General features: G+C 47.1%; 19 protein-coding genes. 6 read left to right on the top strand and 13 right to left on the bottom strand.

The window, feature by feature from the left end:
• The 10 genes from ACO0LB_RS16050 to ACO0LB_RS16005 all read right to left on the bottom strand — a co-directional run bounded on the left by ACO0LB_RS16050 (window position 1) and on the right by ACO0LB_RS16005 (window position 10,783).
• Window positions 1–357 (bottom strand): PspC domain-containing protein, encoded by a 357-nt coding sequence (locus ACO0LB_RS16050; protein ID WP_423050859.1) that lies wholly within the window; start codon window positions 355–357, stop codon window positions 1–3.
• Window positions 358–369: 12 nt separating this feature from the next.
• The gene (gene odhB / locus ACO0LB_RS16045; RefSeq protein ID WP_423050858.1) at window positions 370–1,608 is read right to left on the bottom strand and encodes a 2-oxoglutarate dehydrogenase complex dihydrolipoyllysine-residue succinyltransferase; all 1,239 of its coding nucleotides are present in this window, start codon (window positions 1,606–1,608) and stop codon (window positions 370–372) included.
• Between the two features lie 61 nt (window positions 1,609–1,669).
• Window positions 1,670–4,525: a 2-oxoglutarate dehydrogenase E1 component gene (locus ACO0LB_RS16040; RefSeq protein ID WP_423050856.1), complete on the bottom strand. Its 2,856-nt coding sequence runs from the start codon at window positions 4,523–4,525 to the stop codon at window positions 1,670–1,672.
• A gap of 277 nt (window positions 4,526–4,802) precedes the next feature.
• On the bottom strand, window positions 4,803–6,107 hold the full coding sequence (gene gltA / locus ACO0LB_RS16035; protein WP_423050854.1) for a citrate synthase: 1,305 nt from the start codon (window positions 6,105–6,107) through the stop codon (window positions 4,803–4,805).
• 59 nt (window positions 6,108–6,166) lie between these two features.
• A complete protein-coding gene (locus ACO0LB_RS16030) occupies window positions 6,167–6,448 on the bottom strand; it encodes a succinate dehydrogenase assembly factor 2 (RefSeq protein ID WP_423050852.1) in 282 nt (93 codons plus the stop codon).
• A gap of 110 nt (window positions 6,449–6,558) precedes the next feature.
• The gene (locus tag ACO0LB_RS16025; protein WP_423050850.1) at window positions 6,559–7,269 is read right to left on the bottom strand and encodes a succinate dehydrogenase iron-sulfur subunit; all 711 of its coding nucleotides are present in this window, start codon (window positions 7,267–7,269) and stop codon (window positions 6,559–6,561) included.
• Between the two features lie 12 nt (window positions 7,270–7,281).
• On the bottom strand, window positions 7,282–9,057 hold the full coding sequence (gene sdhA, locus ACO0LB_RS16020) for a succinate dehydrogenase flavoprotein subunit (RefSeq protein ID WP_423050848.1): 1,776 nt from the start codon (window positions 9,055–9,057) through the stop codon (window positions 7,282–7,284).
• Window positions 9,058–9,059: 2 nt separating this feature from the next.
• The gene (sdhD, locus tag ACO0LB_RS16015; protein ID WP_423050846.1) at window positions 9,060–9,428 is read right to left on the bottom strand and encodes a succinate dehydrogenase, hydrophobic membrane anchor protein; all 369 of its coding nucleotides are present in this window, start codon (window positions 9,426–9,428) and stop codon (window positions 9,060–9,062) included.
• Window positions 9,429–9,836 (bottom strand): succinate dehydrogenase, cytochrome b556 subunit, encoded by a 408-nt coding sequence (sdhC, locus tag ACO0LB_RS16010; RefSeq protein ID WP_423050844.1) that lies wholly within the window; start codon window positions 9,834–9,836, stop codon window positions 9,429–9,431. It lies immediately after the preceding gene.
• 143 nt (window positions 9,837–9,979) lie between these two features.
• Window positions 9,980–10,783: a GntR family transcriptional regulator gene (locus ACO0LB_RS16005; RefSeq protein ID WP_423050979.1), complete on the bottom strand. Its 804-nt coding sequence runs from the start codon at window positions 10,781–10,783 to the stop codon at window positions 9,980–9,982.
• Between the two features lie 335 nt (window positions 10,784–11,118).
• Between ACO0LB_RS16005 and ACO0LB_RS16000 the strand changes: the two genes are divergently transcribed.
• The 5 genes from ACO0LB_RS16000 (at window position 11,119) to ACO0LB_RS15980 (ending at window position 16,953) form a co-directional block, all read left to right on the top strand.
• Window positions 11,119–12,108, top strand: coding sequence for a malate dehydrogenase (locus tag ACO0LB_RS16000; protein WP_423050842.1), 990 nt, complete (start codon window positions 11,119–11,121; stop codon window positions 12,106–12,108).
• A gap of 65 nt (window positions 12,109–12,173) precedes the next feature.
• Complete coding sequence (locus tag ACO0LB_RS15995) at window positions 12,174–13,145, top strand: HpcH/HpaI aldolase/citrate lyase family protein (protein WP_423050840.1); 972 nt, start codon at window positions 12,174–12,176, stop codon at window positions 13,143–13,145.
• 10 nt (window positions 13,146–13,155) lie between these two features.
• A complete protein-coding gene (locus ACO0LB_RS15990) occupies window positions 13,156–13,629 on the top strand; it encodes a hypothetical protein (protein ID WP_423050838.1) in 474 nt (157 codons plus the stop codon).
• Between the two features lie 138 nt (window positions 13,630–13,767).
• Window positions 13,768–16,506, top strand: a complete 2,739-nt coding sequence (gene acnA, locus ACO0LB_RS15985) for an aconitate hydratase AcnA (protein WP_423050836.1) — start codon at window positions 13,768–13,770, stop codon at window positions 16,504–16,506.
• A 225-nt stretch (window positions 16,507–16,731) separates the two neighbouring features.
• Window positions 16,732–16,953, top strand: a complete 222-nt coding sequence (locus ACO0LB_RS15980) for a hypothetical protein (protein WP_423050834.1) — start codon at window positions 16,732–16,734, stop codon at window positions 16,951–16,953.
• 74 nt (window positions 16,954–17,027) lie between these two features.
• Here ACO0LB_RS15980 and ACO0LB_RS15975 read toward each other — a convergent pair whose 3' ends face one another.
• Window positions 17,028–18,218, bottom strand: coding sequence for a cystathionine beta-lyase (locus ACO0LB_RS15975; protein ID WP_423050832.1), 1,191 nt, complete (start codon window positions 18,216–18,218; stop codon window positions 17,028–17,030).
• 515 nt (window positions 18,219–18,733) lie between these two features.
• On the opposite strand from ACO0LB_RS15975, the gene ACO0LB_RS15970 reads away from it, so the two are divergent.
• Window positions 18,734–19,618, top strand: a complete 885-nt coding sequence (locus ACO0LB_RS15970) for an amino acid ABC transporter substrate-binding protein (RefSeq protein ID WP_423050830.1) — start codon at window positions 18,734–18,736, stop codon at window positions 19,616–19,618.
• 60 nt (window positions 19,619–19,678) lie between these two features.
• Here ACO0LB_RS15970 and ACO0LB_RS15965 read toward each other — a convergent pair whose 3' ends face one another.
• The gene (locus ACO0LB_RS15965; protein WP_423050828.1) at window positions 19,679–20,134 is read right to left on the bottom strand and encodes a hypothetical protein; all 456 of its coding nucleotides are present in this window, start codon (window positions 20,132–20,134) and stop codon (window positions 19,679–19,681) included.
• Window positions 20,135–20,138: 4 nt separating this feature from the next.
• Window positions 20,139–21,521: a 30S ribosomal protein S12 methylthiotransferase RimO gene (gene rimO, locus ACO0LB_RS15960; RefSeq protein ID WP_423050826.1), complete on the bottom strand. Its 1,383-nt coding sequence runs from the start codon at window positions 21,519–21,521 to the stop codon at window positions 20,139–20,141.
• Window positions 21,522–21,614: the final 93 nt, after the last annotated feature.

Here is a 21,614-nt window from a genome sequence, read left to right as displayed (position 1 = left end):
TCACTCATCCTCCGGAACAAAAATCCACGCCAGAACATAAGCGACCAGACCAGCTCCAAAATAACAAGTAAAAAAGACGAATAACAAACGCCATAGCCACGATTCCATCCCGGTGAATTTCCCCAGGCCGCCACAAATACCACCTAACCAGCGATCTCGTTTAGACCGCCGAAAGTGATTTAACTGCGCGAGGGAATCATCAACACCTGAAAAGGCATTGTTAGCAGACTGGCTTGCAGATGCTCCTCCCCCTATAGAGGAAAGGAGCTTCGCTTTGGCTTGCGCGAACTCTGCATCAGTCAATGCTCCTGCCTGATGCAGTTCGTGCAGACGTTTGATTTCGTCAGCGATATTCACGGCTATTGCCGATTACAGATCCAACAACAGACGTGCTGGGTCTTCCAGCGCATCTTTCATTGCCACCAGACCCAATACTGCTTCACGACCGTCAATGATACGGTGATCGTAAGACATCGCCAGGTAGTTCATTGGACGCACAACAACCTGACCGTTTTCAACAACAGCACGGTCTTTTGTTGCATGCACACCCAGAATTGCAGATTGTGGCGGGTTGATAATTGGCGTGGACAACATCGAACCGAAAGTACCACCATTGGATATAGAGAACGTACCACCAGACAAGTCGTCCAGAGTCAGTTTGCCATCTTTCGCTTTGGCGCCAAATTCACCAATTTTCTTTTCAATATCAGCAATCGACATTTGATCTGCATTACGCAAGATAGGCACCACCAGACCACGTGGAGAACCAACTGCAATACCGATATCAAAGTAGCCGTGATAAACGATATCATTGCCATCAACGGACGCATTAATAATCGGGTATTTTTTCAGTGCTGCTACAGCCGCTTTGACAAAGAAAGACATAAAGCCCAGCTTAACGCCATGTTCTTTTTCAAACTTGTCTTTGTATTTGTTACGCAGGTCAATCACAGGCTGCATATTGACTTCGTTGAAGGTCGTCAAAATTGCATTAGTCGATTGAGACTGCACCAGACGTTCTGCGATACGTGCACGCAAACGGCTCATCGGTACGCGCTCTTCAGGACGATCACCCAGGTTGACTGCCACTGGCGCTGCAACTTGCTGCAACGCAGGCTTGGCTGCCACTGGTGCTGCCAGAGGAGCTACTGCAGGAACAGCTTTACCAGCTACTGCAGCCAGTGCGTCACCCTTAGTAACACGACCATCTTTACCGGAACCATCAACCTGACCAGCAGATAAACCGTTTTCAGCCAAAATCTTCGCAGCTGCAGGCATCGCAACACCAGCAGACGATTTAGCATCAGCAGGAGCGGCTGCCGCAGCTACGGGTGCTGCTGCAGGAGCAGCGCCAGCACCAGCTGTCGCTTCAGTATCGATAATGGCGATGATTTCGCCAGCAACAACAGTACTACCATCCGCTTTGATAATTTGAGTGATCACGCCTGCATCCGGTGCTGGCAATTCCAGAACAACCTTGTCAGTCTCAACGTCAATCAGGTTTTCGTCGCGACCAACAGCTTCGCCGACTTTTTTGTGCCAGGACAACAGTGTCGCTTCTGCGACGGATTCAGATAATTGTGGAACTTTTACTTCGATAATTGCCATTTTTTACTCTCCGATTCGGGTAGCCAAACGTTGCACCAGCTTCTGATGCAACGTTGCGTCATTATTTAGTCAGGACAAAGCCTTTGAGTTTGGAAAATGCCGTTTCCAGCAATGCTTTTTGCTGAGCATAGTGCTTGTCGTAGTAGCCAACCGCAGGTGATGCGCTGGCTGGACGACCTGCATAGGCCAATTTCTGACCTTCTTCCATGCTTTCAAAAATATTGTGCTGAATCTGAAACCATGGTCCTTGATTTTGCGGCTCGTCTTGCGCCCAAACCAGCTCTGCCATATGAGGGAATTTTTTCAATTCAGCAGAGAAACTCTTATGTGGGAACGGATACAACTGTTCCACGCGAATAATGGCCGTATCTGTCTGACCACGCTCTTTACGTGAATTCACCAGATCGTAGTAAACCTTACCGGAGCAAGCAATCACACGTTTGACTTTCTTCGCGTCGATGCTTTCATCCACTTCACCGATCACAGTATGGAAACTGCTCTTCGCTAATTCGGCCAATGGAGAACCTGCATCTTTGTTACGCAGCAACGATTTAGGTGTCAGGATGACCAATGGCTTACGGAACTGACGAATCATCTGACGGCGCAACAGATGGAAAATCTGTGCTGCACTAGTTGGCTGAACAACTTGCATATTGTTATCAGCGCACAATTGCAGGAAACGTTCCGGACGTGCTGATGAATGCTCTGGCCCCTGACCTTCGTAACCATGCGGCAGCATCATAACCAAACCACAGGCACGACCCCATTTCACTTCACCAGAGCTGATGAATTGATCGATCACAACCTGTGCACCGTTAGCAAAATCGCCGAACTGCGCTTCCCAGATTGTCAGCGTATTTGGTTCAGCACTGGAGTAACCGTATTCGAATGCCAATACAGCTTCTTCAGACAATACCGAATCAATCACTGTGAAAGGTGCTTGTTTATCAGAGATATTCTGGAGAGGAATATAACTACCGGCATCCCAACGCTCACGTTTTTGATCATGCAATACCGCGTGACGATGAACGAACGTACCACGACCTGCATCTTGACCAGTCAAACGGATAGCGTAACCAGAAGACAGCAACGATGCATAAGCCAGATGCTCGCCCATACCCCAATCGAGATTCATCTCGCCACGCCCCATAGTCGCACGATCACCCAGTACTTTTTCTACCAGACTATGCGGTTTGAATCCTTCAGGAACAACCGTAATACGCTCAGCCAGACGTTTTAATTCTGTCAGCGGTACTGCTGTATCAGCTGCGTCTGTCCATTTACGGTTCAGGAATGGGATCCAGTCAACTGCATATTTGTTCTTGAAGTTGGAAATAACAGGGTCATGAGTATGTTTACCCGCATCCATTGCGTCGCGGAACTCCTTGACCATCTGATCACCACCATCGGCAGGAATTGTGCCTTGCGCCGCCAATTTATCTGCGTACAGCTTGCGTGTACCTGGATGCTGACCAATTTTTTTGTACATCAACGGCTGAGTCAGCGCTGGTGTATCTTGCTCGTTATGACCTAATTTACGGTAACAGATGATATCAACAACGATATCTTTCTTAAATTCCATACGATAGTCGAGTGCGATTTGTGTCGCCAGAACTACCGCTTCAGGATCATCTGCATTCACATGCAACACCGGCGCCTCGATCATTTTCACTACGTCGGAGCAATACAATGTTGAGCGTGAATCACGTGGATCAGAAGTCGTGAAACCAATCTGGTTATTGATGACGATATGAACCGTACCACCAGTACCGTAACCACGGGTTTGAGCCAGATTCAGTGTTTCCATAACGACACCTTGACCTGCAAACGCAGCATCACCGTGTACCAGAATTGGCAAGACCTGAGAGCCATCTTTATCGCCACGACGCTCCATACGCGCCTTGACCGAACCCTCAACCACAGGATTAACAATTTCCAGATGGGATGGATTAAATGACAAAGAAAGATGAACCGGGCCGCCAGGGGTAGATACATCAGAAGAGAAGCCTTGATGGTATTTGACGTCACCAGCTGGTAAGTCATCGCCATGTTTGCCTTCGAATTCAGCAAACAGATCTTGCGGCATTTTACCGAGTGTATTGACCAGAACGTTCAGACGTCCGCGGTGCGCCATACCAATAACGATTTCTTCAACACCGCGCTCACCGGCACGTTGGATAGTCTCATCCATAGAAGCGATAAAACTCTCACCGCCTTCAAGGGAAAAACGCTTCTGACCAACGTATTTTGTATGTAAATAACGCTCAAGACCCTCAGCTGCTGTCAGACGATCAAGAATGTGTTTTTTCTTTTCGGCAGTAAATGATGGTGTTGAGCGGATAGATTCGAGCTTTTGCTGTAACCAGCGCTTTTCGGCTGGATCACTGATATACATAAATTCCGCGCCAATAGAGCGGCAATATGTATCACGCAAGAAATTCAGCAAATCACGCAAGGAAGCTACTTCTGGACCGAAGTAAGTGTTACTGATATTGAACTTAATATCCATATCAGCATCGCTAAAGCCATAAAAAGCTGGCTCCAGCTCAGGAATGCTTGGACGCTCCTGACGCTGCAAAGGATCGAGATTAGCCCAGTGGCTACCCAAAAAACGATATGCAGCGATCAACTGGGTTGCCGCGACACGTTTGCGCCCCATTTCAGCATCAGCGCTTGCGCTGACATTGCGGATCGGACCTAGCTTCGCACGTTCAGCAAACGAGGCGATCACAGGAGCATGTGCTACGTCGGGTTTATTTGTACCGTCACCTGCTGGCACATTTTGCATAGCGTCAAAATATGAACGCCAGTTATCTGGAACAGATCCGGGATTATTCAGATACGCTTCGTACAGCTCTTCTACATACGGCGCATTGCCGCCAAACAAATACGAGTTAGCGTTATATTGTTGCATCATCTTGCTCACCTTTCTTCGCGTTTCGCGAGATTAGCGGGTTAACTAACCTTCCGCGACACGGCCTGACCGGTTAGCGGATTGCACATCAAGTTGTGGGGAAGGGCTTGTTTCAAACTATTCCTGTCGCCAGCATCAAAACCGGCACAAATACACATAGGACACTTCAAAAATATCAAGTTTGCGTACTGGTTGCGAAGCATAGCATATTTATCGAAAAAAAAAGCGAGTCTTGACGACTCGCTTTTTCATTTGACATAGCCGGGGCTATTGCAAGCTATTAACGCTTGTCAATTGGTGGAACAGTACGTGTTGGAGAACCAACAAACAACTGGCGAGGACGCCCAATTTTTTGCTCTGGATCAGAGATCATTTCTTTCCACTGCGCAATCCAGCCTACTGTACGAGCCAAGGCAAAAATACCTGTGAACAACGAAGTCGGGATACCAAGTGCGCGCTGAACGATACCAGAATAGAAGTCAACGTTCGGATACAATTTGCGAGAAACAAAGTACTCATCTTCCAACGCGATTTTTTCCAGTGCCATTGCGAGCTTGAACAATGGATCATCTTGCAAACCAAGCTCATTCAACACTTCGTAGCATGTTTCACGCATCAGCTTTGCGCGAGGATCGTAGTTTTTGTACACGCGATGACCAAAGCCCATCAACTTAACGCCGGAGTTCTTATCTTTCACCTGAGCGATAAATTCAGGAATATTATCAACTGAACCAATCGATTCCAGCATATCCAGAGCTGCTTCGTTTGCACCACCGTGAGCAGGACCCCACAGGCAAGCGATACCGGCCGCGATACACGCGAATGGATTTGCACCGGAGGAACCAGCCAAACGAACGGTGGAAGTAGACGCATTTTGCTCATGATCCGCATGCAAAATCAAAATACGATCCAACGCACGCACCAATACATCATTCACTTTGTATTCAGCGCATGGCGTAGAGAACATCATGTGCATAAAATTAGCACTGTAAGACAAGTCATTACGCGGATATACGAATGGCTGACCAATAGAATACTTATAAGCCATTGCAACCAGAGTCGGCATTTTCGCAATCAGCCGAATAGCGGAAACTTCACGATGATGCGGATCATTGATATCCAGAGAATCATGGTAAAACGAAGCAAGCGCACCAACCGTACCAACCAGCACTGACATAGGATGCGCATCACGACGGAAACCACGGAAGAAAAATTGCATCTGTTCATGGACCATTGTGTGGTTAGTAACAGTCGCAACAAATTTCTCTTTTTCTGCGGCATTTGGCAACTCGCCATTCAACAACAGATAGCAGGTTTCCAGGAAATCACCACCATTGACAGCCAATTGCTCAATCGGGTAACCACGATATAACAATTCACCTTTATCACCATCAATATAGGTAATAGAAGAATTACATGCCGCTGTGGACATGAAACCCGGATCATACGTAAACATGCCAGTAGCACCGTACAGCTTACGAATATCAATCACATCGGGACCAACAGATCCTTTATAAATTGGCATATCCAGCGATGGCGAACCATCGGAAAATGACAGGGTGGCTTTTGTTTCGGAATTAGTCATGGCTCTTCCTTCAGAAAAGAGGTGAGTCGTTAATCAAAAAAACACAAAAAAAATCTACGTCAGGCTTTTTGCAAACGATCTAACAGAGTATGCACATGGGGCAAATCGACTTCCGCTTCCGGCTTCGTTTTCGCCATGAGTAAATCCATCAGGGTATTGTCTGACAAATCCATCAAGCGACTAAAAGCGTCAACTTCTTCATCAGACAAAGTCTCTTCGTATGCATCCAGAAAACGGGTCAAAATCAAATCATTTTCCAGTAAGCCTCGTCTGGCGCGCCATCTTAGACGAGCTCGCTTCGCAGGGTCGCTTTGATGTGTGGCAGCTGTAGTTTCAGACATAAATACTTTCTATTTCATACTTTCTATTTCATGCAACTCTTCGAATGAAAAAATCGCATGAAATAGAAGCGATGCCGATAAAAACATCGCTCCAAACTTACAGGCAATGGTTACACAGCGCGGCGAACCATCAATTCCTTGATTTTGCCAATAGCACGTGTCGGGTTTAAGCCTTTAGGACAAACATCAACACAGTTCATAATAGTGTGGCAACGGAACAAGCGATAAGGATCTTCAAGATTGTCCAGACGCTGACCAGTAGCTTCATCACGGGAATCAGCAATAAAGCGGTAAGCCTGCAACAAACCAGCCGGACCCACGAACTTGTCGGGATTCCACCAGAATGAAGGACAAGAAGTGGAGCAGCATGCGCACAAGATGCACTCATACAAACCATCCAGCTCTTCACGCTCAGCAGGAGTCTGCAAACGCTCTTTTTCCGGAGGAATAGATTCGTTCATCAAGTATGGCTTGATCGAGTTATATTGCTTGAAGAATTGCGTCATATCCACGATCAGATCGCGAATCACCGGCAACCCTGGCAATGGACGCAAGACGATAGGCTCAACCAACTCATTCAAATTGGTTGTGCAAGCAAGACCATTCTTACCATTGATGTTCATCGCATCGGAACCGCAAACACCTTCACGGCATGAGCGACGTAATGCAAGAGAGTCATCCACGTCAGCTTTAATACGTTGCAATGCATCAAGCAACATTTTGTCAGTATCCTGCAGCTCGACCGTCAGGTCTTGCATGTAAGGCTTAGAATCCTTGTCCGGATCGTAGCGGTAAATTTTAAATTTCAGTGTACGTGCCATAGTAATATCTCTTTAGAATGTACGAGCTTTAGGCTTGAAGGTCTCGACTGTAAGCGGCTTAGTCACAACCGGTTTGTAGTCGAGGCGGTTGCCTTCGGAGTACCAAAGCGTATGCTTCATCCAGTTTTCATCGTCACGTTTTTCATAATCACGATGAGCATGTGCACCGCGGGACTCTTTACGCGCATTTGCCGAAGTAATCGTTGCCTTCGCAGTTTCGATCAAATTATCCAATTCCAATGCTTCAACACGAGCAGTGTTAAACACTTTGGATTTATCTTTGAAAGAAACATGCTTGCGACGCTCATCAAGCTCCATGATCTTTTTGTAGCCAGTCTGCAGTAATTCATCTGTACGGAATACACCGCAATATTGCTGCATCGTGCCACGAATAGCATTTGCCACATCTTGCACGCGCTCAGAACCAGTGCTGGATTCAAGCTTGGAAAGACGAGACAAGGCCAGATCAGCTGCATCAGCTGGCAAATCTTTATTGCTACGTGCTTTAAGGTTGCTTGCCACAACATGATTACCAGCTGCACGACCAAATACGACCAGATCCAGCAAAGAGTTAGTACCAAGGCGATTAGCACCGTGAACAGATACGCAGGCACACTCACCAATAGCGTACAGACCATTCACGATCTCGCTGCTACCGTTTTTAGGAGCAACTACCTGGCCGTAAATATTGGTAGGAATACCACCCATCTGATAGTGAATCGTTGGCACAACAGGAATTGGCTCTTTAGTTGCATCGACGTTGGCAAACTTATGACCGATTTCCAAAATAGATGGCAAACGTTTCTGAATAGTATCGGCACCGATATGACGCAAATCGAGCATCACGTGATCTTTATTTGGACCACAGCCACGACCTTCTTTGATTTCCTGATCCATAGAACGGGAAACGAAGTCACGTGGAGCCAAATCTTTCAATGTCGGCGCATAGCGCTCCATGAAACGCTCACCCTGACTATTTACCAGAATACCACCCTCGCCGCGAACACCTTCAGTGATCAGCACGCCTGCACCTGCAACGCCAGTTGGATGGAACTGCCAGAACTCCATATCTTGCAAAGGCAAGCCAGCACGTGCCGCCATACCCATACCGTCGCCGGTGTTAATAAATGCATTAGTGGAAGCAGCAAAAATACGACCAGCGCCACCCGTTGCGAAAATTGTCGTTTTCGCTTCGAGCATCATGACTTCACCGGTTTCCATTTCGAGTGCAACAACACCCAGCACATCACCCTCTGCATCACGAATCAGGTCAATGGCCATCCACTCAACAAAGAAGTGCGTGCGAGCACGAACATTACGTTGGTACAAAGTATGCAAAAGTGCATGACCGGTACGATCAGCGGCAGCACAAGCGCGCTGCACAGGCTTTTCACCGAAATTCGCAGTATGACCACCAAAAGGACGCTGATAAATTGTACCGTCTGAATTACGATCGAAAGGCATACCGAAGTGCTCTAACTCGTAGACCACTTTCGGAGCTTCACGACACATAAACTCAATCGCATCCTGGTCCCCCAGATAGTCGCCACCTTTAACGGTGTCGAACATGTGCCAGTACCAGTTATCTTCCGACATATTCCCAAGGGAAGCACCAATACCACCTTGCGCAGCAACGGTATGTGAGCGCGTTGGGAAAACTTTCGATAACACAGCGACGTTCAGACCTGCTTCTGCCAATTGCAGGGAAGCACGCATACCTGAACCACCAGCACCAATAATAACCGCGTCAAAACGACGGGAAGGAATTGTGGATTTAATTGCAGCCACTTTTATACTCTCCACAAAATCTGTGCAGCATAGCCAGCACAAGCAACCAGCCACAAAATGGTGGCAACCTGAAACACCAGACGAACAAATACATTGTGCGTCACATAATCCATCCAGACATCACGCATACCAACCCATGCGTGATACAGCAAGCATATAACAACTGAAAAAGTTGCAAGCTTGAACCATTGCATCGCAAAAATACCAGCCCATGCTTCGTAACCGAAATTTTTACCAGTCAGAAACAGAACCAGCAAAATAACCGTGTACGTTGCCATTACAATCGCCGTCACACGTTGCGCCAACCAGTCGCGCAAACCGTAGTTCGCACCAACAACCAGGCGCTTAGGTCCGATGTTGTTATTTGCCATTTAAAATACTCCGAACAATTTCAAGCCAATTAAAGCAGCCAGAGTCACACTGACACTCAGCACGCCAACAGCAGATTTACGCGCTGTATCTTTATTCAAACCAAAGTGAAAATCCATGAATAAATGGCGAACACCTGCACAGAAATGATGAAGATAGGCCCAAACAAGCGCCAGAATGACCAACTTAACGAAGATACCTGAAGTGAAATTTTGCAGTTCGGCAAAAGAAAGCTCAGATGTCAGACTCTTGTCGAGTAAATACAAAATGAAAGGCAACAACAAAAACATTAACATGCCGCTTACACGATGCAAAATAGAAACAAATCCCGCGAGTGGCAATCGGTATCCAGTTGCATCTATCAGGCGCATCACACCATAGCGAGGCCTGCTCTTTACTACTTCAGACATAAATAATCTCCCCATTAACTAGTCTGTACATAAACTTTACAATTTTCGCTTATTTTGGTGCATCGCACCAACAAATAATGCAGTTAAAACGAAATATATCTATATTAGCGATTATTTCGCATATCTGCAGAGCACCAAGAATCTCAACTAAGCTCATTCCTGTAGTGATGATGCGAAGTAATATACAAACCCCGACGCAACTCAACTGGCTTATCGCCGTACGTAAACGACACGCGCTCAACACTCAGCAATGGAGCGGCGACCTTAATATCAAGCAACTGCGCAGCAACCTCATCAGCACAAACCGCCCTCACCTGCTCAGAAGCACGAATCATGTGCGTACCAAATTCAGTTTCGAATAAGCCATACATCGGCCCCTTGTACTCAATTAAGCGCTCCGCCGTTAGCCCCTTAAATATCGCACCCGGCAACCATAAATCCTCAAGAATTGTCGGCGTTCCGGAAAATGATTGGACACGGCGAATAAAGACCACCGGATCACCGGATTTAATTTCGAGCATGCGAGCAACTTCAGCAGGAGCGCGAACACGCCTGACCTCTATCACTTTATTTTCAGGATAATGAGGAATACCTTCATCAGGTGCGAGGCGTAAAAAGCGAAACTGCGCACGCGCCTCATGATGAGTTGCAACGAACGTTCCCTTACCTTGACGACGAACCACCAGATTTTCAGCAGACAATTCATCAATCGCCTTGCGCACGGTACCCTGGCTCACCTTAAAGCGCGCCGCCAACTCCATCTCGCTTGGAATTAACTCCCCAGGTTTCCATTCCCCGGACTGCAAGCCCTGCGTAATTAACGCCTTGATCTGCTGGTACAATGGGCTGAATGTCGGCGACGGACTGACAGAAACAGCCCCACCGACCGAGCCAGCGCCGGTCTGCACAAGAGACTGTGGATTAGTGTTTGTCGTATTCGAATTCATAGAGCGCAATTTCACCACAAAAATAGCACCCACGTCCAGAGAAATGTACCAATTAATATGTCTTATATAAGACATAAGATATTGATTGACACAGCACCACTCACAGCCTACACTCACGCAGGAACGTGAATACAGAAGATCAGTCAAAATATAAATAACACCAAAATTCATGCGAGAAATATCAATGTCTCACATGAAAACTGGCATTAATACGTTAAATTTGGCTGACTGCTTGTGTTTTCAAAGGTATTATTGAGCGTTTGCATATCGTGACTTAATCTATCGGTCGCAGCAAAATTTTGAACATCGTTTTTACACCACCTCGGAGATCCATCATGGCGAAATCCCCTATGCGCGTAGCTGTAACCGGCGCCGCTGGCCAAATCGGCTATTCCCTTCTGTTTCGCATCGCTAACGGCGATATGCTGGGCAAAGACCAGCCAGTCATTTTGCAACTGCTCGAAATTCCTGACGAGAAAGCACAAAAAGCGCTGAAAGGCGTGATGATGGAGATTGATGATTGCGCATTCCCGCTGCTGGCTGGCATGACTGCACACAGCGATCCGATGACTGCATTTAAAGATATCGACGTTGCTCTGTTAGTTGGCGCTCGTCCACGTGGCCCAGGAATGGAACGTAAAGACTTGCTCGAAGCCAATGCGCAAATCTTCACTGTTCAAGGCAAAGCACTGGATGCAGTGGCATCACGCAATGTTAAAGTTCTGGTGGTTGGCAATCCAGCTAACACGAACGCTTACATCGCAATGAAATCCGCACCTAATCTGCCAGCGAAAAACTTCACAGCAATGCTGCGCCTGGATCACAACCGTGCTCTATCTCAAGTCGCCGCAAAAATTGGTAAGCCAGTTGCTGCGATCGAAAAACTCTGCGTATGGGGCAATCACTCTCCAACAATGTATGCAGACTATCGTTTTGCAACTGCTGATGGCGCATCCGTCAAAGACTTGATCAACGATCAGGTGTGGAACAAAGACGTGTTCCTGCCAACAGTTGGCAAACGTGGCGCGGCGATCATTGAAGCACGCGGTCTGTCTTCTGCTGCATCAGCAGCGAATGCGGCAATCGACCACGTGCGTGACTGGGTACTCGGCACAAATGGCAAATGGACTACCATGGGCATTCCTTCTGATGGCTCTTATGGCATCCCTGAAGGCACTATGTTCGGTTTCCCTGTCACTACAGAAAATGGCGAATACACTATCGTTCAAGGCTTGGAAATCGACGAGTTCTCCCGCGAACGCATCAATGTTACACTCAATGAATTGCAAGAAGAACGCGACGGCGTTAAGCACTTGGTAGGCTAATAGCAACAAGGATTGGGCAGGCACAAGCTTGCCCAATCCATTTATTTCAATCGACTCCACAACTGATGCATCCTTCTCAAGCGCTATTTCAGGATCAGTTACAACCGGTTTTTTTACCGGTATGCGATCATTACGCTGGCTCCGAAAAACTCATGCGCAAGTCAATGGCCATGCAGAAAGACTACGGCGCGATATTTGACATCACATTTGATTGCGAAGACGGCGCAGCTACCGGCAATGAAACTGCTCACGCCAATTTAGTCAGCTCACTCATTAATAGCGACGATAATCTGTATCAGCGAATCGGCGTGCGCGTGCACAATGCCGATCATCCTGCCTTTGAACAGGATTTAGAACTGATACTACCAGCCACAGCCAATACTCTCGCCTATATTGTTTTACCCAAAGTTACCTCGGCAGATCAAGTATCTTCCGCCATAGGCAAAATAAACGCATTATCTACCGCTGTCGGCAGAGCAAGTTTGCCAGTACATGTTTTAATCGAGACACATGAAGCACTGGCGGACGTTGCTGCAATCGCCGCACTTCCTCAGGTCGAATGCTTGTCGTTTGGCATTATGGATTTCGTTTCATCACATTTTGGAGCAATTCCATCCACCGCGATGCGCTCCCCAGGACAATTCAATCATCCTTTGGTGATGCGCGCGAAAATTGAAATCGCAGCAGCATGCCATCGGTTCGGAAAAGTACCGTCGCATAGCGTCACAACAGAATTTAAAGACCCAGCCATCGTTTCGAGCGATGCAACCAGAGCAAAGATGGAATGTGGCTACACCAGAATGTGGAGCATACATCCCGATCAGATCAAGCCGATCGTCAAGGCCATGTCGCCCCGCAATATAGAGGTGCATGACGCGGTCAATATTCTTACTCTCGCAAAACAGAATCAGTGGGGCCCAATACAATTCAATGGCCATCTGCATGACAGAGCAAGTTATCGTTATTACTGGACAGTTTTAAAAAGGGCTCAGATGAGCCGCATTGCATTGCCAGAACTGGCGCAAGAGTTAATCTAAGGAGACTCACATGAAACAATTCTTTTCCCGCTTTGCCAGTCTGATGATTGCCTCTGGCATTCTCTGCACACCATTATTGGCGACTGCAGAAACACATCCGAGCAAAGCAAAAATTTCTTCCAAAACAAATAAACCAGTCGCAGTCACTGCTGCGAAAGAGGACGATGAACCTGAGCCGGATGTACAGAATCATAAGAACTTTGAATACAAGTGCGAGCTTGGCAATTCTCTGACGATGTACACCAATCCTGAAGATGAAAACCACATCGCGATGCGCTGGAAAAAGCGTCTTTACAGGATGGCAAAGGTAGATACCACCACTGGTGCATTTCGCTTCGAAAACCGCAAAGCTGGTTTTATCTGGATTGGCATTCCTGCCAAAGGACTGTTGCTTGATTCCCACAAAGGGCAACAACTGGCAAATGAATGCAAAACGACTCAACCGGTTCTCGCCGAAGTTGATTCGGCCGCACAAGTAAAATAAAGCAAGCTATTTACCAATTACTACCAATTACTACCAATTAATCTCAGATTGAGTCGCATCAGATCATGAGATTGCCCCCGAAAGGGGAAGCAGTAAATATGTTATTTGATCGTTGATTTTTGTATATAAGGAACAGCCATGAGCCAAAATGCGTACCAAGATGCATTCAAAACCCTGAAAGATTTTAAAATTTCAGAAACGAAGAAAGGCAAGTTCTTCTCTTTGCCTGCACTGGAAAAAAACCTGGACGTTAAAATTTCCCGTCTGCCAGTTTCCATTCGCGTGGTTCTGGAATCTGTTCTGCGTAACTGCGACGGCAAAAAAGTTACTGAAGAACACGTCAAGCAATTAGCTAACTGGGGTGCAACAGCTTCCCGCGTTGACGAAATCCCATTCGTGGTTTCCCGCGTTGTACTGCAAGACTTTACCGGCGTTCCTCTATTAGCCGATCTGGCCGCGATGCGTAACGTCGCCGCGAAACAAGGCAAAAATCCAAAAAATATCGAACCATTGGTTCCAGTTGATCTGGTCGTGGATCACTCTGTACAAATCGATCATTTCCGCGAAAAGAAAGCGCTTGACTTGAACATGAAACTGGAATTCTCACGCAACAACGAGCGTTATCAGTTCATGAAATGGGGTATGCAAGCGTTTGATACGTTCGGCGTTGTTCCTCCAGGCTTCGGTATCGTTCACCAGGTCAATCTGGAATACTTGGCACGTGGCGTACACAAAGTCAAAGATGCGAAGAAAAACGAAGTTTACTACCCTGACACACTGGTAGGTACAGATTCTCACACTACGATGATCAACGGTATCGGCGTCGTCGGCTGGGGCGTTGGCGGTATCGAAGCTGAAGCCGGTATGCTCGGTCAGCCAGTGTACTTCCTGACACCTGACGTCGTTGGCGTGAACCTGACTGGCGCATTGCGCGAAGGCTGCACTGCAACCGATCTGGTACTGACAATTACTGAACTGCTGCGCAAAGCAAAAGTCGTTGGTAAATTCGTTGAATTCTTCGGCGAAGGCACGCGCACACTGTCACTGACAGATCGCGCAACGATCGCCAACATGGCACCGGAATACGGCGCGACAATGGGCTTCTTCCCTGTTGACGAAGCAACGATTGACTACTTCAAAGGCACAGGTCGCACAAAAGCAGAAATCGACGCATTCGAAGGCTATTTCAAAGCACAGAAAATGTTCGGTATCCCGAAAAAAGGCGACATCGATTACACCACTGAAATCTCACTGGATCTGTCGACAGTTTCTCCATCACTGGCCGGCCCTAAGCGTCCACAGGATCGTATCGAAATCGGCAACGTTAAATCGACATTTGCTGACCTGTTTGCGAAACCAACATCCGAAAACGGCTTCAACAAAAAAATTGAAGATCTGGATGCGGTATACACCAATGCTGATGGCGTCAAAGTTAAAAACGGCGACGTACTCATTGCTGCGATTACTTCTTGCACAAACACATCCAACCCTAGCGTTTTGCTGGCGGCTGGTTTGTTAGCGAAAAAAGCAGTCGAAGCTGGTTTGAAAGTAGCTCCACATATCAAAACATCGCTGGCGCCAGGCTCCCGCGTAGTGACTAAATATCTGGAAGCAGCTGGTCTGTTGCCATATCTGGAAAAACTCGGTTTTGGTGTCACTGCATACGGTTGCACAACCTGTATCGGTAACGCAGGTGATCTGACTCCAGCAATGAATGAAGCAATCGTTGCTAACGACGTTGTGGCATCCGCTGTATTGTCTGGTAACCGTAACTTTGAAGCACGTATTCACCCGAATATCCGCTCCAACTTCCTGGCATCTCCTCCACTCGTCGTTGCTTACGCTATTGCTGGCAACATGACGAAAGACCTGATGACAGAACCAGTTGGTCGCGTTAAAGGTAAAGACATTTTCTTGGGCGATATCTGGCCAACCAGCGCAGAAATTCAAAAACTGATGAAGTTCGCGATGAATGCAAAAACATTCAAAGACAACTATGCTGACGTTAAAGGCGCACCAGGCAAGCTGTGGGAAAACATCAAAGGCGTAGCTGAAGGCGAAGTCTACAACTGGCCTGCGTCTACTTACATTGCTGAGCCACCATTCTTTGCTGACTTTGCAATGGAGCCAAAAGCAGCAGCGACTGGCATCACAGGCGCACGCGCACTGGGCGTATTTGGCGACTCCATCACGACTGATCATATTTCTCCAGCAGGTTCTATCAAAGAATCCAGCCCAGCGGGTAAATGGCTGAAAGAAAATGGCGTTTTGAAGGAAGACTTCAACTCCTATGGTTCACGTCGTGGTAACCACGAAATCATGATGCGCGGTACGTTTGCTAACGTTCGCATCAAGAACCTGATGATCCCGGCAAAAGAAGATGGCTCCCGTGTTGAAGGTGGCGAAACATTGTTCCAGCCAACCGGCGAACAAATGGCAATTTACGATGCAGCGATGAAATACGTTGCTGAAGGCACGCCAACCATGATCTTCGGCGGCGAAGAATACGGTACAGGCTCTTCACGTGACTGGGCTGCCAAAGGTACACAATTGTTGGGTGTCAAAGCAGTAATCGCTCGCTCTTTCGAACGTATTCACCGTTCCAACCTGGTTGGTATGGGTGTGTTACCCCTGCAATTCCTGGGTACAGATAGCGTTGACTCCTTAGGCATCACAGGTAATGAGTCCTTTGATCTGAAAGGCATCGAAAACGATATCAAACCTCAACAGGAAGTCACTCTGGTCATCAACCGTGCTAACGGCGAAACTCAGGAAGTGAAAGTTCTGTTGCGTATTGATACACCAATCGAAGTTGATTACTACAAACATGGCGGTATCCTGCCATTCGTATTGCGTCAACTGTTGTCAGCGGCGTAATATCTCGCACCGCCTGCAAGATGGCGGTGTGTTGAAATAAAAATGGGGTGCACTCCTTCTGGAATGCACCCCATTTTATTTGCATGGCGATAAATATCGTTGCAAGGAAGCTGTAAGCCAGCCAGTTTACTGTAGAGCCATGCCTGAATTACATCTGCCGTGTTGCAGAGACATTCAGAATAATCAAATACCAAAATAGTTTTACACTTTTTTCAGGAGACAATTATGTGGAAAATTCTCGTCGGCTTCATTATTTTTGCCGCAGCAGCACTATTTGTGATTTTTAAAGCTGGTGACAAAGTTGACATGCAAGGCGAAGCGGCCGGACATAATCCAACAGAAGTCCACTCCGCATCTGCCAGCGCTGAAGCATCGATCCCAGCACCCGTTGCGGCTTCGGCTAATGCTCCAGCTCCGGCCAGCGATGCTGCCGCCAGCAGCAAATAATTCATTTTCCTGCATTAATATCAATTCATTTACTTCCTGAATTGATCGCTCATCACAAAAAGCTGCCTTTTGCTTCAGGCAGCTTTTTTCATTTCCACCAGCGCTTGCTCAATATCAGCAATCAAATCCGTTGGTTCTTCCAGGCCAATATTAAAGCGCACCAAAATACCACGAGCCTGCCAACGATCGCGCATCTGCTCTATCCGGTAAGGTATGCACAAGCTATGCGCGCCGCCCCAACTGAAACCAATCTTGAATAAGTTCAGACTATCGACAAAACGATCCGTTTGCTGCTCTGTATAACGCTCGTCAAATAGCACCGAGAACAAACCTCCGGCACCACTGAAATCGCGCTTCCATATTTCATGTCCGGGACAATCCGGCATTGCAGGATGCAGCACGGTGCTGACCTCTGGGCGTTGCGCCAGCCATGCAGCGACTTCGCGCGCACCACGATCATGCGCCTCAAAACGCAACTTCAGGCTGGGCAAATTACGCAATACCAGATATGCATCATCCATGCCCACACCAAAACCCAGACGCATGTGGGCAAGCTGCAAACGCGTATTGAGTGCTTTGTCTTTGGTGATGACCGCTCCCATTAATACATCCGAACCACCGCTTTGGTATTTTGTCAGCGCCTGCATGATGATATCGACGCCATGGGCAAACGCAGAAAAGGCGATACCAGCAGACCAGGTATTATCGAGCGCCACCAATACGCCTCTGGCATGTGCCGCAGCGCAGATCGCTGGAATATCAGGTACTTCCATTGATACCGAACCCGGTGCTTCAGTCCAGATCAGACGAGTATTTTCCTGAATCAGCGCAGCAATGCCAGCACCAATCAACGGATCATAAAAACGTGCGCTGATCCCGTAGCTCTGACTCAACCAATTCGCCAGATCGCGATTCGGGTTATAGACGTTATCCGGAATCAATACATCGTCACCGCTTTTCAGCAACGCCAGATCCACCAGCGTAATCGCCGCCAGACCACTCGGTACCAACAGGCAATGATTGCCCTGCTCTATTTCGGCCAAACGCGCTTCCAGCGTAAAACTGGTTGGCGTGCCATGCAAACCATAGGTATATGAGGATTTTTCTTGCCAGCTACGTGATCTCATTGCAGCGACACTGTCAAACAATACTGTCGACGCATGATGAATCGCCACAGGAAACGCACCAAAACCAGCCGGTGCTGTGTATGCACTGTGAATCACGCGAGTTGCAACACCATTTACCTGATTGTCATTTTTAGACATATAAAAACCTCTGATTTATTCATCAACACTAAAACACCCCTGAGTCCGCTACACAAAATAAGGTGCTTAAATATACTCCTACCAGTATATTTTAAGCACCTTATTTTACGCAGAGATTGAGGGCATTAATCCAAATTCTATGGGGAGTATGTACCATTGAGATGCTTTCATCCGACTTTGCATTCTCCGTACTTCATTCAAACGGGCCCATCGGCATTTGAACTACAACAAATCATCCAACAGACAAACCCGCGCCATTTGTAAAACATCGTGTCAATATGCCCTAAATACCCGCTTGAGGATACTTGTCAGACTTGTCAGCGATGAAAGTCGATTAAAATTACACACATGGAATACGCTGCGAATTTTCTATCCTCACGCCATTTTTGAGAAAACAGACAATCGGTTCAGCTCATATCAACAGATCACATCAACATGATACGTCATCAGAAATACACGGCATGCTGTACCACACAATATGCACGAATAACCATTGACACCGTATTTGTGATGCGATGAATATCCTCTCTCTGATTCTCCGCAGCAGCTTACTCGTCTATCTGATTTTCATTCCTGTAATCACTCAGGCAGCAGTGATCAAAGTGATTTACTCTATTGGTGAAGCTCCCAATGAGTCGCGCTTTAATGATGTCATTGAAATCCTTTGTACCGCATTAGAAAAATCACGGCCACAGTACGGCGACTATGAATGCCTCCCGTACACTAAGTTGGTACCCAAAAAACGGGTTTTGCAGGAGCTGGAATCGGCCGAGCACACTATTAACGTTGCCTGGAATCCGACATCAATCGAGCTGGAGCAACGTTTTGCAACGATACGTTTTCCCTTGCGCAAAGGCTTGCTCGGCTATCGTGTGCTTCTGATTAACAAAGAGAATCAGGTCAAATTCAATCAGATAAAAACGTCAGATGATCTGAAAAAAATAAGTTTTGGTCAGGGTGTTGACTGGAATGACAATGCCATCTTTGAAAATCATGGCATCAAAGTCGTACAGGGTAAATATTCTCAGCTATTTAAAATGCTGTCAGCAAATCGTTTTGACGGCTTTCCCCGCGGCATTGGTGAAATTTTGACAGAGTACGAGCAAAATAAAGCAGAAAATCCAGAGCTGATGATAGAAAAGAATCTATTGATTTACTATCCATTCCCCTACTATTTCTTCTTCAACAAGCAAGATCAGGAAATCAAAGAAAGAGTAGAAGCCGGCTTACGCATTATGCAAAAAGATGGGAGTTTTGATGCCATTTTTAATAAGTACTATCAGGATGCGATAACAAAGCTGAACATGAAAAGCCGACGAATCATCCGATTAAACAATCCACATCTGCCAAAAGACACCCCCATTAACGACTCCAAACTGTGGCATATTCCAACTCGCTGAAGCAATCGCTATGAATCCAACAGGCAATCGTTACGAGTTTAAAGCGCAGAGTGCGCTTTTTTATTTTTTACGACTACCATTGTTGGAAATTTGCTTCGATTTACTCAATGGAACCAGCTCCAACGCGAAATCCTGATGAATCGTTCCATCTGCAGATAACCAGACACCACGAACCACATTACCATGAAGGTCACCATCCCACTGGCCGGAGACATCTGTACCGTCAATGGATTCCTCCATACTTAGCTTATCCGCAGTCACTTCACCAGCCAGTAAAATTTTTTGACCAAGTTTACCTGCATGGACGATAACATAGCTCCCTTCAACACTATCGCGATCTTCGGTTTTAGGCTGCAGATACATACGGATCTGCTGCGCCCCCAATTTCCCTCGCAACTCTACTGGCTTGGCAAATAAGGGGTTAGTCATGGCAGGCCCAGCCTGTTGCGCCTCTACTAAGGTCGTTACTGCAGACAGGCAAGCGATTGACAGCAATCTGATCGAAAGGACCCTCATACCGTTACACTGCCGAGCCCCACAAATCATGCGCATCAGCAGCAGTGATTAACACGTCCACGAACTCGCCTATTTTTAATTTACGATGAGGCTCAAATGGCGGCTTGACGTAGACCACACCATCAATCTCAGGCGCATCAGCAGAACTACGGCCGACACCGCCACTACGATCAAGTGCATCAATCAGTACTCGCATGGTTTTTCCAATTTTGGCCTGCAAACGTTTTTTGGAAATCTCTTCCTGCAACTCCATCACACGACGCCGACGATCCTCACGCACCTCATCTGGCAACTGACCGGCCAACTCATTTGCTGTTGCACCTTCGACAGGAGAATAGGCAAAACAACCAAGTCGATCGATTTCAGCTTCTTTCAGGAAATCCAGAAGGTACTCAAATTCTTCTTCAGTTTCACCCGGAAAACCAGCGATGAAGGTCGAGCGTATGGTGATATCTGGACACATCTCACGCCACGCTTTAATGCGCTCAATGTTTTTTTCACCACTGGCTGGACGTTTCATGCGCTTCAACACATCAGGATGTGCATGTTGCAAAGGCACATCAAGGTAAGGCAGAACATGCCCATTATTCATAAAAGGAATGATCTGATCGACATGAGGATAAGGATAAACATAATGCAGGCGCACCCAGGCATCATATTGCTTTGCCAGCTCACCCAAGGCCTCTACCAACTGCGTCATATGTGTTTTCACAGGCTTGCCATTCCAGAAACCAGTCCGGAATTTGACATCAACACCGTAGGCACTGGTATCTTGAGAGATCACTAACAGCTCTTTCACGCCGGCTTTAAACAAATTCTCAGCCTCCAGCATGACATCCGCAATCGGACGCGACACCAGATCACCACGCATGGAAGGGATAATGCAGAAACTGCAACGATGATTGCAGCCTTCAGAAATTTTCAGATAAGCAAAGTGTTTGGGTGTCAGCTTCACACCTTGCGCTGGCACCAGATCAATAAACGGCTCATGCGGCTTAGGCAAATGCTTGTGTACCGCTGCCATCACCTCACCTACGGCATGTGGACCAGTCACTTCCAGCACTTTCGGATGGATAGACTGGATCATATCCTTGCCATCTGCATCTTTTTTTGCGCCAAGGCAGCCAGTGACGATCACTTTTCCATTTTCTGCCAATGCCTCACCAATCGCATCGAGTGACTCTTGCACCGCAGCATCAATAAACCCGCAAGTGTTAACAATCACCAGATCAGCACCGTCATAGGACTTGGCAGTATCGTAACCCTCAGCCCGTAACTGGGTCAGGATTTGTTCGGAGTCAACAAGGGCCTTAGGACAGCCGAGGCTTACAAAGCCAACTTTAGGGCTGGAAGTGGATTCTTGACGACGTAATTCATTTATAGACATAGCAGACACAAATAACAAAAAGGGTACGAACAGCGAATCCGCTATTGTACCCTCTGCGACCAAGCCTTGCCCACTTACCTACCTAAGTTACCA

It is taken from the genome of Undibacterium sp. SXout7W, from assembly GCF_049339385.1.
Classification (GTDB): Bacteria; Pseudomonadota; Gammaproteobacteria; order Burkholderiales; family Burkholderiaceae_D; genus Undibacterium.
Note: the sequence above shows the minus strand (reverse complement) of the source record. Positions and strands in the feature narration are given on the sequence as shown.